The 13,783-nt window shown below is 61.4% G+C and carries 12 protein-coding genes; 5 read left to right on the plus strand and 7 right to left on the minus strand.

The window, feature by feature from the left end; genetic code table 11:
* The first annotated feature begins 75 nt into the window (after positions 1–75).
* The 3 genes from HX783_RS12255 (at position 76) to HX783_RS12265 (ending at position 4,776) form a co-directional block, all read left to right on the plus strand.
* On the plus strand, positions 76–1,842 hold the full coding sequence (locus HX783_RS12255) for an ATP-binding protein (protein ID WP_177017033.1): 1,767 nt from the start codon (positions 76–78) through the stop codon (positions 1,840–1,842).
* On the plus strand, positions 1,836–3,161 hold the full coding sequence (locus HX783_RS12260) for a sigma-54 dependent transcriptional regulator (RefSeq protein ID WP_177017034.1): 1,326 nt from the start codon (positions 1,836–1,838) through the stop codon (positions 3,159–3,161). Before HX783_RS12255 ends, HX783_RS12260 begins: the two co-directional genes overlap by 7 nt.
* Before the next feature lie 295 nt (positions 3,162–3,456).
* Positions 3,457–4,776, plus strand: a complete 1,320-nt coding sequence (locus tag HX783_RS12265) for an MFS transporter (protein ID WP_159959531.1) — start codon at positions 3,457–3,459, stop codon at positions 4,774–4,776.
* A gap of 137 nt (positions 4,777–4,913) precedes the next feature.
* Here the strand turns inward: HX783_RS12265 and HX783_RS12270 are convergent, their stop codons facing one another.
* Positions 4,914–5,669: a hypothetical protein gene (locus HX783_RS12270; RefSeq protein ID WP_177017035.1), complete on the minus strand. Its 756-nt coding sequence runs from the start codon at positions 5,667–5,669 to the stop codon at positions 4,914–4,916.
* 193 nt (positions 5,670–5,862) lie between these two features.
* On the opposite strand from HX783_RS12270, the gene HX783_RS12275 reads away from it, so the two are divergent.
* Positions 5,863–6,495: a flavin reductase family protein gene (locus HX783_RS12275; protein ID WP_177017036.1), complete on the plus strand. Its 633-nt coding sequence runs from the start codon at positions 5,863–5,865 to the stop codon at positions 6,493–6,495.
* Between the two features lie 124 nt (positions 6,496–6,619).
* Here HX783_RS12275 and HX783_RS12280 read toward each other — a convergent pair whose 3' ends face one another.
* Together HX783_RS12280 and HX783_RS12285 are read right to left on the minus strand one after the other, a co-directional pair.
* Entirely contained in the window at positions 6,620–6,901 is a 282-nt protein-coding gene (locus HX783_RS12280; protein WP_177017037.1) for a hypothetical protein, read from the minus strand.
* 8 nt (positions 6,902–6,909) lie between these two features.
* A complete protein-coding gene (locus tag HX783_RS12285; protein WP_016975490.1) occupies positions 6,910–7,251 on the minus strand; it encodes an antibiotic biosynthesis monooxygenase family protein in 342 nt (113 codons plus the stop codon).
* 328 nt (positions 7,252–7,579) lie between these two features.
* On the opposite strand from HX783_RS12285, the gene HX783_RS12290 reads away from it, so the two are divergent.
* Positions 7,580–8,509 carry an AraC family transcriptional regulator gene (locus tag HX783_RS12290; protein ID WP_159959541.1) on the plus strand — a complete coding sequence of 310 codons (930 nt, stop codon included), beginning with the start codon at positions 7,580–7,582 and terminating at the stop codon, positions 8,507–8,509.
* Between the two features lie 142 nt (positions 8,510–8,651).
* Here HX783_RS12290 and HX783_RS12295 read toward each other — a convergent pair whose 3' ends face one another.
* The 4 genes from HX783_RS12295 to edd form a co-directional block, all read right to left on the minus strand.
* A complete protein-coding gene (locus HX783_RS12295; protein ID WP_371317677.1) occupies positions 8,652–10,079 on the minus strand; it encodes an ATP-binding protein in 1,428 nt (475 codons plus the stop codon).
* A gap of 31 nt (positions 10,080–10,110) precedes the next feature.
* Positions 10,111–10,845: a response regulator gene (locus HX783_RS12300; RefSeq protein WP_078738901.1), complete on the minus strand. Its 735-nt coding sequence runs from the start codon at positions 10,843–10,845 to the stop codon at positions 10,111–10,113.
* Positions 10,846–10,983: 138 nt separating this feature from the next.
* The gene (locus HX783_RS12305; protein WP_177017039.1) at positions 10,984–11,940 is read right to left on the minus strand and encodes a glucokinase; all 957 of its coding nucleotides are present in this window, start codon (positions 11,938–11,940) and stop codon (positions 10,984–10,986) included.
* Positions 11,937–13,763: a phosphogluconate dehydratase gene (edd, locus tag HX783_RS12310; protein WP_177017040.1), complete on the minus strand. Its 1,827-nt coding sequence runs from the start codon at positions 13,761–13,763 to the stop codon at positions 11,937–11,939. Before edd ends, HX783_RS12305 begins: the two co-directional genes overlap by 4 nt.
* Between the last annotated feature and the right edge of the window lie 20 nt (positions 13,764–13,783).

Below are 13,783 nucleotides of genomic sequence, written 5' to 3' on the forward strand. Positions count from 1 at the left end.
ACAAGCTCGCTCGCCACAAGTTCCAGGCCGCTCATGCTATGGTGCTCGCCCCTTACCGTGCCTGTTCATCACCGTATGATCGCGATCCCACGCCCGTTGCGCCTGACCTTCTACTCCCTGCTGATCATCGCTGGTGCGGTGCTGGCCGCGGCCTTGGCCACTCGCCATGCCGAACGCCAAGCCCTGGTCGATGACGCCGCTCGCGCCAATCAGCAGCTCACGCTCTATGGCAACTCCCTGCACACGCTGATCGAACGCTACCGCGCCCTGCCCGCCGTGTTGGCGCTGGACTCGGAGATGATCAGCGCGTTGAAAAACCCGGTGGATGCCACGACTCAGGACGTGCTTAACCGCAAGTTGGAGCGCATCAACGGCGCCGCGCAGTCTTCCACGCTCGAATTGATGGACCGCACCGGCCTGGCCGTGGCCGCCAGCAACTGGAACCTGCCGAGCAGTTATGTGGGACACAACTATGCGTTTCGCCCTTATTTCAGCCAGACCTTGAGCCAGGGCACCGGGCGTTTTTATGCGGTGGGCGTAACCACCGGGATTCCAGGTTACTTCCTCTCCAGCGCAGTGGTCGACGAGCACGACCAGTTCCTCGGCGCCATGGTCGTGAAGCTGGAATTCCCTGAACTCGAACGCGAATGGGCCCAAGGCAATGACTTGCTGCTGGTCAGCGACGCGCGCGGCATTGTGTTTATCGCCAATCAGCCAGGCTGGCGTTACCGCAACCTGCGACCGCTGTCGGCCAGTGACCTCGCCGAGCTCAAGGCCACCCGCCAGTACGACAAAAAACAGCTGCAGCCGTTGGAAACCAGCACCCTGCAGCGCTTCGGCGAAAACAGCCACCTGATGCGCGTCAATGGCCCCGACGGCAATGCCAACTACATCTGGGAATCGCTGCCGCTGAAGGCCGAAGGCTGGACGCTGCACCTGCTGCGCAAACCCCAATTTGCCTTTGAAGACCAACGCAACGCCGGCCTCGCCGCCGCCGGGTCGTGGTTGGCCCTGGTGTTTCTGGTGCTGTTCCTGACCCAGCGCTGGCGCCTGGCCCGCCTGCGCCAACGCAGCCGCGAAGAACTGGAGCAACTGGTCGAGGAGCGCACCCAGGCGCTGCGCACGGCTCAGGATGGTCTGGTGCAATCGGCCAAGTTGGCTGCATTGGGGCAAATGTCCGCCGCCCTCGCCCACGAGATCAATCAGCCGCTGACCGCGCAACGCATGCAGTTGGCGACCTTGCGCCTGCTGCTGGACCATGGCCGCGTGGACGATGCCTATCAGGCACTGACGCCGCTGGACGATATGCTCACACGCATGGCCGCACTCACCGGCCACCTCAAGACCTTCGCGCGCAAAAGCCCGAGCGGCCTGCGTGAAAAGCTGGATTTGGCCACGGTGGTCGACCAATCCCTGCACTTGCTCGATGCACGCCTGCGCGACGAAGCCATCGGCGTGGTGCTGGACCTGACGCGCCCCGCCTGGGTACGCGGCGACGCGATCCGCCTGGAACAGGTGCTGATCAACCTGCTGCGCAACGCCCTCGACGCGATGGCCGACAAGCCGCGCAAACGCCTGGAAATCCGCCTGCACGCCGACCAACAACTGTGGCGACTGACCGTTAGCGACAGCGGCGGCGGGATTGCCGAAGAACACTTGAACAACGTGTTCGACCCGTTCTTTACCACCAAACCCGTGGGCGACGGCCTCGGCCTTGGGCTGGCGGTGTCCTACGCTATCGTGCATGAATTGGGCGGGCGCCTGCTCGCCGGCAACCGTGGCGACGGCGCCATATTTACCCTGACCTTGCCCATTGCGCTGGAGACGCCCGACCTATGTTGAATGCAGTGATTGTGGTCGATGACGAAGCCAGTATTCGCACGGCCGTCGAACAATGGTTGAGCCTGTCGGGGTTTGCCGTGCAGCTGTTCAGCCGCGCCGAGGAATGTTTGGCGCAACTGCCCAAGGATTTCCCCGGCGTGATCTTGAGCGACGTGCGCATGCCCGGCCTCAGCGGCCTGGAGTTGTTGGCCGAAGTACGGCGCCGCGATGCCGACCTGCCGGTGATATTGCTCACCGGCCACGGCGATGTGCCGATGGCGGTGGAAGCCATGCGCGACGGTGCCTACGATTTTCTGGAAAAACCCTTCAGCCCCGACGCCTTGCTTAACAGCTTGCGGCGCGCCCTGGACAAACGCGGGCTGATCCTGGAGAACCGTCGCCTGCATCAACAGGCCGACCATCGAGCGCAGCTGGAGTCGAGCCTGCTGGGCGTGTCCCGCAGCTTGCAGAATTTGCGCCGCCAGGTGCTGGACCTGGCGAGTTTGCCGGTCAATGTGTTGATCCGTGGCGAGACTGGCAGCGGCAAGGAATTGGTCGCGCGCTGCCTGCATGATTTCGGCCCGCGCGCGAAAAAGCCGTTTGTAGCGCTCAACTGCGCCGCCATCCCCGAGCAGCTGTTTGAAGCCGAATTGTTTGGCCACGAAAGTGGCGCGTTCACCGGCGCCCAGGGCAAGCGCATCGGCAAGTTGGAATACGCCCACGGCGGCACGTTGTTCCTGGATGAAATCGAAAGCATGCCGCTGGCCCAGCAGGTGAAGCTGCTGCGCGTGTTGCAGGAGCAGAAGCTGGAGCGACTGGGTTCCAACCAAAGTATTCACGTGGATTTACGCATTATCGCCGCGACCAAGCCGGACTTGCTGGAAGAGGCACGCGCCGGGCGTTTTCGCGAAGACCTGGCCTACCGCCTGAACGTCGCGCAATTGCGCCTGCCACCGCTGCGCGAGCGCCGCGAAGATATTCCGCTGCTGTTTGACCACTTTGCCCACAGCGCCGCCGAGCGCCTGGGCCGCAGCGCCGAACCCTTGAGCGGTGCGCAACTGGGGCGGTTGCTCAGCCATGATTGGCCAGGGAATGTGCGCGAACTGGCCAACGTCGCCGAACGCCAAGTGCTGGGCCTGGGTGAGCCGGAGCCGGAAGGTATCGAGGCCGGGCAATCGTTGGCGGCGCAGCAGGAGGCATTTGAAGCGCATTGCCTGAAAGCGGCGCTGGTTCGGCACAAGGGTGATATCAAGGCGGTGCTGGCGGAGTTGCAACTGCCGCGTCGCACCTTTAATGAAAAGATGCAGCGGCATGGGTTGGTGCGGGATACCTTCCTGTAGGCCGACTTTTGTATTGCCTGGCAGGACGCCTTCGCGAGCAAGCCCGCTCCCACATTCGACCGCATCTCTCCAGTTGAAATGGGATCGAATGTGGGAGCGGGCTTGCTCGCGAAAGGGGCAGTCGCCATAAGCGGATTTCCGCTCATCCCCCTCAAACCATCAGCAACTTTCCGCTCAAAAACATTCTGAAACCCTTCTAAACCGGGCCTTCATCTACCTGGCACAGCTTCTGCTATAGCCGAACCAGGCAGCGTTCGCGCCGCTCCACAAAAACAATTAGATGAAGGATCCTTCAATGGATAACTCCAACACCTTGCCTTTGGGGTCGGCGGCTGTGCCGGCCAAAGAACGCACAACGTCCAGCCGGATCAAATCGATCTTCAGCGGCTCCGTCGGCAACATGGTCGAGTGGTATGACTGGTACGTCTACGCCGCCTTCTCGCTGTACTTCGCCAAAGCCTTCTTCCCCGCCGGCTCCTCCACCGCCCAGTTAATGAACACCGCCGCGATCTTCGCCGTGGGCTTTATCATGCGCCCGATCGGTGGCTGGCTGATGGGCCTCTACGCCGACTACAAGGGCCGTAAGGCCGCGCTGATGGCCTCGGTCTTGCTGATGTGCTTCGGCTCGCTGCTGATCGCGCTGACCCCGGGTTACGACACCATCGGCATCGGCGCGCCGATCCTGCTGGTGTTCGCGCGTTTGCTGCAAGGCCTGTCGGTGGGTGGCGAGTACGGCACCTCGGCGACCTACCTGAGTGAGATGGCGACCAAGGAACGTCGCGGTTTCTTCTCCAGCTTCCAATACGTAACCCTGATCTCCGGCCAGCTCATCGCCCTGGCGGTGTTGATCGTGCTGCAGCAAGTGCTGACCACCGAGCAGTTGTACGCCTGGGGCTGGCGCATCCCGTTCGCCATCGGCGCCTTGTGCGCAGTGGTCGCGCTGTTCCTGCGTCGCGGCATGGAAGAAACCGAGTCGTTCACCAAAAAGGAAAAAGCCAAGGAAAGCGCCATGCGCACCTTGATGCGCCACCCCAAAGAAGTGTTGACCGTGGTCGGCCTGACCATGGGCGGCACCCTGGCGTTCTACACCTACACCACCTACATGCAGAAATACCTGGTGAACACCGTCGGCATGAGCATCTCCGACTCCACCACCATTTCGGCCGCCACGCTGTTTCTGTTCATGTGCCTGCAACCCTTGGTCGGCGGGCTCTCCGATAAAGTCGGCCGGCGCCCGATCCTGATCGCCTTCGGCATCCTCGGCACGCTGTTCACCGTGCCGATCCTCACCACCCTGCACACCATCCAAAGCTGGTGGGGCGCGTTCTTCCTGATCATGGCGGCGCTGATCATCGTCAGCGGCTACACCTCGATCAACGCAGTGGTGAAAGCTGAACTGTTCCCGACCGAAATTCGCGCCCTCGGCGTGGGCCTGCCGTATGCGCTGACCGTGTCGATCTTCGGCGGCACTGCTGAATACATCGCGCTGTGGTTCAAGAGTATTGGGATGGAAACCGGTTACTACTGGTATGTGACGGCGTGCATTGCCGTGTCGCTGGTGGTTTACGTGACCATGAAGGACACCCGCAAGCACTCTCGTATCACCACAGACTAAAGGTTTAACGCAGTAAAAATGTGGGAGCGGGCTTGCTCGCGAAAGCGCAGTGTCAGTCAATACATCAGTGACTGATAGACCGCATTCGCGAGCAAGCCCGCTCCCACATTTAGTTCTTTAGCGTTTCCAAAAAAGCGTCAGGTCAGCTCTACGGACTGCGGACGACCATACCGGCGCTGCGCATACGACGCCCCCGCAATCATCACCACCAGCACCGCCGCCAACACCGCCGATGAGCCGATGGTGCCGAAATCCAGCCCGCCCTTTTCGTGGGGTTTGGTGAGGAAGTCGCCCAGGGTCGCGCCAAACGGCCGGGTCAGTACAAATGCCACCCAGAACAACAGCACCGACGACAGTTGGGTGAAGTATTTGAGTGCCACCACTGCCGCAATGGCCGCGCCGATCAGCAAGGCGCCCCCGGCAAAGCCGAGCCCCGAGTCGTCCGCCAGGAAGTCGCCCAGCGCGGTGCCCAAGGTGTTGGAGAACAGAATCGCCATCCAGTAAAACAGCTCACCGCGAAACGTCTGGACCTTGTTCACGTTCAGCGAGTCGCCGCTCAACCGCCACAGCGCAAAGATGATCATCAGGATCACGATCAGGATCATCGACCCTGCGGCATATCCCAGGCCGAGCGTGCGGTCCATGAAGTCAGACATAGTGGTGCCGGCCGTGCTGGTGGACAGGATCACCAGCCAATACAGCACCGGGTTGTAGGTTTTCGACCAGAGTTGCGTCACCAGGGTGACGAAAAACACGCTGATCAGGATCATCGAGCTGATGGCGTAGCCGACGTTCAAGGTCATCGACAGCAAATCCCCGGCCGTTTCGCCCAGGGTGGTTGCGCAGATTTTCATGACCCAGAACGCCAGGGTGATCTGAGGAAGTTTGTTCATGGTGCAGAAGGCTCCGAAGCTCAGTCTTTCATTGGGCCGACTTATAGGCGTGTCGACCTGGGGCGCAGACTGAACGCAGGGCCGTGAAAAATAGGTGGGCAATCAATGAAAATTCCATACGGCCAATGGAAATTCGCCGTTATGGCTTGCACTATGGCTACCTCCCAGAACCCCGCAGCAGGAACCCCGGCCCATGTCTGACGATATCCACTTCTATGAACCCGCCAACGGCCACGGCCTGCCCCACGATCCGTTCAATGCCATCGTCGGCCCACGGCCGATTGGCTGGATTTCTTCCCATGACCGCGAAGGCCAACTGAACCTGGCGCCTTACAGCTTCTTCAATGCGTTCAACTACATTCCGCCGATCATTGGGTTTTCCAGTGTCGGGCGCAAAGACAGCCTGAACAACATCGAACAGACCGGCGAGTTTGTATGGAACCTGGCCACACGCCCGTTGGCCGAGCAGATGAACCAGAGCTGCGCGGCGGTCTCGCCGCAGGTGAATGAGTTCGAGCTATCGGGCCTGACGCCGGTCGCCTCGAAAATCGTCGGCGTGCCACGCGTGGGCGAAAGCCCGGTGTCGTTCGAATGCAAGGTGACGCAGATCATTCAGCTACAGCGTGCGGACAAAGAGTTGGTGCCAAGCTGGCTGGTGTTAGGCGAGGTGGTGGCGGTGCACATTGCCAAATGGCTGCTCAAGGACGGGATCTACGACACCGCCGCTGCCGAGCCGATCTTGCGCGGTGGTGGGCCGGCGGATTACTTCCAGCTGGGGCCGGAGGCGTTGTTCAAGATGTATCGCCCAGGCGCCACGCCACGCTGATTGGAATGCAATAAAAATGTGGGAGCGGGCTTGCTCGCGAATGCGATTTTTCAGTCACTGATGCATTGACTGACACACCGCATTCGCGAGCAAGCCCGCTCCCACATTTGATCGGTGGTGGTGTTCAGCTAGCAGCTGTTGCCCAAGTCAGTTGACCTTCTTCGTCCACATCGACCAACCGCTGCAATTGCGCGGCAGCCGCATCGTCGGCGTCGTCGGCGGTCTTGAACGTCTGTCCTTCAAGGATCTTGTGAAACTTGGGTGCGCCCATGCCATCCAGTGCCTTGACGGCGATGGCAGCGCTGTAGCCACCTTCTTCTTCACGCACCAAGGCGGAAACGGCTTCGTGGTGGGCAAACTCTTTACGTGCCATGTTGCAGGTCCTGGCCAATGGAAAGTCAGCCATTCTAACCGTTAACCGGCCAGTTGCAGGTACTCGCCGTAGGCATGCGCGGCGGATGCATCGGTGAAGGTCTGGAAGTCCATGCTGCGCACGACCATGTCGTTCAACAGCTCGGTAAAGATCATCAGCGCCGGAGAATTGAAGTAGGCGCTCATCGCCTGCTCGCTGCTCCAGAAGCCCGAGACCAGCCATACATCGGGATCGACCTGGGAATGCTGCAACGAGAATTGCAGGCAACCCTGCGCCTGACGGCCGGGTTCGATCAAACTGCTCAAGCGTGCACCGAGTTCGGTGCTGCACCCGGTACGGGCACGGATAAAGGCCATATGGCTCGCGGGAATGGGGGTGGACATGTTCGACTCTCCCGTTGAGAAGTGATGCTCGGCAAGCACTGTGAGGGCGTGTTGCCACAGGATCAAAGATAACGGCGCGGGTGTGGGCGCGGTTAGTCAATTCCTGCAGGCTTATTGCACAATCCTGCGAGAAGCGTAGATAAGACGTTTGGCCCCCAGGGTTTATTCCAGGCCCATGCTCAGTATTTCAGGCACATGACAGCCCAGGAACTTGCCTGATTCGCGACCTCTCGCAGGATCAGGCAAGGATTGTGCAGAATCGACGTAACACTTTTTCGAAAGCCGCCGCTAAGCTGGGGCCATCAAACAAGCGTGTAGAGGACACCCCATGTCGTCGCCGGACCCCAAGCCCATTCCCCTCGATGCCGAGATGGAAAAACAGCGCGCCGAACTCGCCGGTATCGTGCATCGGCATACCTGGGAAGACGGTTCCTACGGCACGGCGATCACCTCACTGTTTCTCAACCGCCACAACACGCCACGCGACTTTATGCCGGTGCTGGTGGAGCCGGCGCTGTGCATCCTCGCCAGCGGCAGCAAGGAAGTACGCCTGGCCGACGAGATCTTTGCCTACGACCCACTCAACTATCTGGTGTTCTCGGTTGCGATGCCGGTGGCCGGGCGGATCATCGACGCCACGCCGGAAGACCCGAACCTGTCAGTGCGCATCAACATCGACCCGGCGCAGCTGACCGCACTGATCGCCGAGGCCGGCCCGATGGGCGTGCCCTCCCGCCCGACATCGCGCGGCATGTATGTCGACCGCATCGACACCCAACTGCTGGATGCCGTGCTGCGCCTGGCGCGCCTGCTGGACAGCCCCAAAGACATCGCGATGCTGGCGCCGTTGATCAACCGCGAGATTCTGTATCGCCTGCTGCGTGGGCCGCAGGGTTATCGGCTGTATGAAATCGCCGTGGCCAACAGTCAGAGCCATCGTGTGAGCCAGGCGATCAAGTGGTTGAACGGCAACTATGAACAGCCGCTGCGTATTGATGACCTGGCCAAGGAAGTGAACCTCAGCGTCTCGACCTTGCACCACCGTTTCAAGGCGATCACCGCGATGAGCCCGCTGCAATACCAGAAGCAACTGCGCTTGCAGGAAGCGCGGCGGTTGATGATTGCCGAAGGGCTGGAAGCCTCGGCGGCGGGGTATCGGGTGGGGTATGAAAGCCCGTCGCAGTTCAGCCGGGAGTACAGCCGGTTGTTTGGAGCGCCGCCCTTAAGAGACTTGGCCAGATTGCGCCAAAGCATCTGACCCAACAGAGATCAAAAAATGTGGGAGCGGGCTTGCTCGCGAATGCAGAGTGTCAGTCACCGAAAATATTGACTGACCCACCGCATTCGCGAGCAAGTCGAATCGTCGCACCGCCGCTCCCACATTTGATTTGCGCTGCTTGCTAGTCCAGTGTCCGGGGCAGCTGTAGCGTGACGCGCAAACCACCCTCACGCAAATTCTGCAAACTCACCTCGCCGCCATGGCTGTGAGCGATGTTGCGCGCAATACCCAAGCCCAAGCCATAACCCTGCTGTTGCCCCGCCAACCGAAAGTGCGGTTCAAACACTTGCTCCAGGCGCTGTTCCGGAACGCCCGGCCCTTCATCATCAACGTGCAAGATGAACAACACACCATCATCTTCGATATGCAAATGCGCGTTCTGCCCATACTTCAAGGCGTTGTCGATCAGGTTGCCGATGCAGCGCTTGAGCGCCAGCGGCTTGCCTGCGTACGGCGACAGGGCTCGCCCGGCCTGGGTGATGCGGCCGTTGCCGTTGGGCGCCAGGTACGGCTCCACCAGGCAATCGAGCACGTGATTGAGGTCGACCGGCTCGATGTTTTCGTGAATGTCAGTGTCTTTTACGCACTGCAGCGCGCCTTTGACCAGCAACTCCAACTCGTCCAGGTCGCGGCCGAATTTGGTTTGCAGGTTTTCGTCTTCGAGCAGTTCCACGCGCAGGCGCAGGCGCGTGATCGGCGTGCGCAAATCGTGGGAAATGGCGCTGAACAATTGGCTGCGTTCGGTCAGGTAACGGCTGATGCGTTCGCGCATGGCGTTGAACGCACGGCCCACTTCCACCACTTCACTGCCGCCGCCTTCGGCCACCGGCTCCACGTCCGCGCCCAGCGACATGTCCCGCGCCGCCCGTGCCAGGCGCTTGAGTGGCCGGCTCTGCCAGTGCACCAACAGGCCGATAAACAGCAGCAGGAAGCCACTGGTCAGCACGATAAACCACACCTGCTGCGACGGCAGGCCTTGTTCTTCAAGGCTGGTGTAGGGCTCGGGCAGCAGCGAGGCGATGTACAGCCATTCGCCGGGCGCCAGCTGGATCTGCGTGACCAGCACCGGCGGGTTTACCGGCTCCAGGGTCAACGCGTAATGCGCCCAGGAACGCGGCAGCTCATCGAGCTTCAAGCCGGCGTTGAAAATACGCAGGTCTTCGGCACTGACGAACTCCACCGAGATATGCACATCGCCGCCCAGGGTCTGGCGCAACACTTCATCCACGGCTTGCAGCACCGCCTGCTTGCGCGGGGTCTGCGGCAATATCTGCATGTCCAGGGGGCGGTCGTTGAGGGTCACGACAAAACGCGTGCCGCCCATGCTGCGCAGCTGGTCCAGCACTAACGGCCGATAGGCCACCGGCAGCGAACGGAAATAACTCACGCTGGCCGTCATCGAGTGCGCAAGGCTGCGGGCGCTGGTGACCAGGCCTTCGAGCTGGGTGGCACGCAATTGCGAAACCCAGATCACGCTGGAGAGTGTTTGGGCGAACAGCACCGCGAGCAAGGTCAACAGCAGCATGCGCCCGAGCAGTGAACGCGGCACCGGGAAGCGGCGGCGGCGTTCGGTTACATGCTCAGTGGGCATTGCCGGCAACCACGCTGGCTGCCAGTTGATAACCGCTGCCGCGCACGGTGCGGATCAGCCGAGGGGGTTTTTCGGTGTCGCGCAGGCGTTGGCGCAGGCGGCTGACGGCCATGTCGACGATACGGTCCAGCGGCATCAGGTCGCGGCCACGGGTGGCGTTGCCGATGGTGTCGCGGTCGAGAATCTGTTGGGGGTGGTCGAGAAACAATTTGAGCAAGGCGAAGTCGGCGCCGGAGAGAATCACCTCTTCACCGTCAATGTGAAACAGGCGGTGACTGATCATGTCCAGGCGCCATTCATCGAACACCCACACATCGCCACCGCTGCTGCGCTCCTGGCCAAACTGGGCACGGCGCAACAGGGCCTTGATCCGCGCTTGCAGCTCGCGGGGGCTGAACGGCTTGCCGATGTAGTCGTCGGCGCCCAGCTCCAGACCGATCACGCGGTCGGTTTCGTCGGAGCTGGCGGTGAGCATGATGATCGGCACCTGCGCCTGGCGCGGGTGCTGGCGAATCCAGCGGCAGAGGCTGAAACCGTCTTCGTCGGGCAACATCACATCAAGAATGACCAAGTCACACGGCGCCTCGTTCATCGCCTGGCGGAACCCCGCACCATCCGACACGCCACGCACCTGGAAGCCGGCGCGACTGAGGTAGGTTTGCAGCAATTCGCGGATTTCCTGGTCGTCGTCGACGAGGAGAATCGATTTACTGATTACGCTCACGGGGTCCTCCTTGTTGTTATGGCCAAGCTTAAGTCATTTGTTGCCCTTCAGGCCCCTATCGCGAGCAAGCCCGCTCCCACATTTGGAATGCATTTCAAAATGTGGGAGCTGGCTTGCCTGCGATGAGGCCATCAGCCTCTACGCAAAAGCCTGTTCAAGCGCCACACCCGCCCCGGTCAACCCGGAATACGGCGCCGTCACCAACCACACCGGAATGCCTTTGAAGTAGTCGCTCATGCAGCCTTTGTCGCTAAAACTCTTGGCAAAATCGCTGTTGATAAAGAAGTCGGCAAACCGTGGAATCACCCCACCCACGATATACACCCCACCGCGCCCGCCGGTGGTCAGTACGTTGTTACCCGCCACACGGCCCAGCCAGATGCTGAACTGGTTCAAGACTTCCATTGCCACCGGGTCGCCGGCCAACCCCGCTGCCGTAATGGCTTCGGGCGTGTCCAGCACCGGGGTATGCCCGTCGACCGCGCAAATCGCGCGGTACACACGGGGCAGGCCGCCACCGCTCAAAGCGGTTTCGGCACTGACGTGGCCGATTTCAGTGTAGATGTGCTGCCACAGCTGGGTTTCACGTGGGCTGCTCAGGGGCAGGTCGACATGCCCGCCCTCGCCCGGCAGCGCCGCGTAACGGCCTTCGCCCAGGTCCAGCAAGGTACCGACGCCCAGGCCGGTGCCCGGGCCGATCACCACGGCTGGGCGCCACGGCTCCGGGGTGCCTTCGCAGACCACGCGGAATTCGTCGGGTTTGAGGCGCGTCATGCCCAGGGCCATGGCGGTGAAGTCGTTGACCAGCAGCAGTTCATCCACTTGCAGGGTTTTGCAGAATGCAGTTTTGCTCAGGCGCCAGTGATTGTTGGTGAATTTAAATTCATCGCCACTCACCGGCCCGGCGACCGACAGGCACACCGCGCCGATGTCGCCGATGTGCAGGCCTTCTTCCTTGAGGTAGACCTTGATGGCCTCCTCAGGGCTGGTGTGATCCGCCGTGGCGTGCACGCGGATCGAGTGCAGCGCCTGATCCCGCCACAACGCAAAACGGGCGTTTGTACCGCCAATATCACCGACCAGCGCAAGCTTCACTTAAGCGTCTCCAAGGCAGAGGTAAAGGCGCTGGCGCCCTGCTCTGCGGAGCTTGCGGCCAAGCGCATAAATGCAAACAGCTCGCGACCGGCCCCCACGTTATTGCCCAACAGGCCCGTGGCAGGCGTGCGCGCTGCAAATTCTTCGGCGTCCACCTTAAGCTCCAAGGTGCCTTTGACGCCATCGACGCGAATGATATCGCCATCTTTGACCCGCGCCAGCGGCCCGCCGCTCTGAGCTTCGGGGTTGACGTGGATCGCGGCGGGAATCTTACCCGACGCGCCGGACATACGCCCGTCTGTCACCAACGCTACTTTAAAGCCACGGTCCTGCAACACGCCGAGGAACGGCGTCATTTTGTGCAGTTCCGGCATGCCATTGGAGCGCGGGCCCTGGAAGCGCATCACGGCGACAAAGTCTTTTTCCAGCTGGCCTGCCTTGAACGCGTCCGCCAGGTCCTGTTGATCCTGGAATACTACGGCCGGTGCTTCGACAATCTGGTGTTCCAGGGCCACGGCCGAGACTTTCATCACGCCACGGCCGAGGTTGCCTTCCATCACACGCAAACCACCTTCCGGCGAGAACGCGCGGGCCACGGGGCGCAGGATGGTTTCGTCGAGGCTTTCGATCGGGCCTTCACGCCACACCAGTTCACCGTCGACCAGGAAGGGTTCCTGGGTGTAGCGGCTCAGGCCGTGACCGGCCACGGTGTTGACGTCGTTGTGGAGCAGCCCGGCTTCGAGCAGTTCGCGGATCAGGAACGACATGCCGCCCGCGGCCTGGAAGTGGTTGATGTCGGCTTTGCCGTTCGGGTACACGTGGGACAGGGTCGGCACCACCTCGGAGAGGTCGGCCATGTCCTGCCAGGTCAGGATGATGCCCGCCGACATGGCGATGGCCGGCATGTGCAGGGTGTGGTTGGTGGAACCGCCGGTGGCGTTGAGCGCGACGATGGAGTTGACGATGGATTTTTCGTCGACGATCTCGCCGATCGGCGTGAAGTTGCCGTTGGCCTTGGTCAGGCGTGTGACCTGGTGCGCAGCCTCGCGGGTCAGCGCGTCACGCAGCGGCGTGTACGGGTTGACGAACGAGGCGCCCGGCAAGTGCAGGCCCATCACTTCCATCAGCAACTGGTTGGTGTTGGCGGTGCCGTAGAAAGTGCAGGTGCCGGGGCTGTGGTAGGACTTCATCTCCGATTCCAGCAGCTCTTCGCGGGTGGCCTTGCCTTCGGCGTAGCGCTGGCGCACGTCGGCCTTCTGCTTGTTGGAGATGCCCGAGGGCATTGGGCCGCCCGGTACGAAGATCATCGGCAGGTGGCCGTAGCGCAGCGCGCCCATCATCAGGCCAGGGACGATCTTGTCGCAGATGCCCAACATCAGCGCCGCGTCGAACATGTTGTGGGACAGCGCTACCGCCGTGGACATGGCGATGACTTCACGGCTGAGCAGGCTCAGCTCCATGCCGGGCTCGCCTTGGGTCACGCCGTCGCACATGGCGGGCGTACCGCCGGCGAACTGGCCGACCGAGCCGACTTCACGCAGGGCTTTTTTGATCTGTTCAGGGAAATGTTCGTACGGCTGGTGCGCCGAGAGCATGTCGTTATATGACGAAACAATTGCCACGTTGGCGGCATTCATCATGCGCAGGCTATTTTTATCTTCAGTGCCGCAACCGGCTACGCCGTGGGCGAAGTTGGCGCATTGCAGCTTACCGCGCATCGGGCCGTCGCTGGCGGCGCCGCGAATGAGCGCAAGGTAAGCCTCGCGGGTTGCACGACTGCGGGCGATAAGCCGTTCGGTGACCTCAATAACGCGGGGATGCATGTGTAGAACTCCAGGCTAAC

This window comes from Pseudomonas sp. D2002, from assembly GCF_013385735.1.
Taxonomy (GTDB): domain Bacteria; phylum Pseudomonadota; class Gammaproteobacteria; order Pseudomonadales; family Pseudomonadaceae; genus Aquipseudomonas.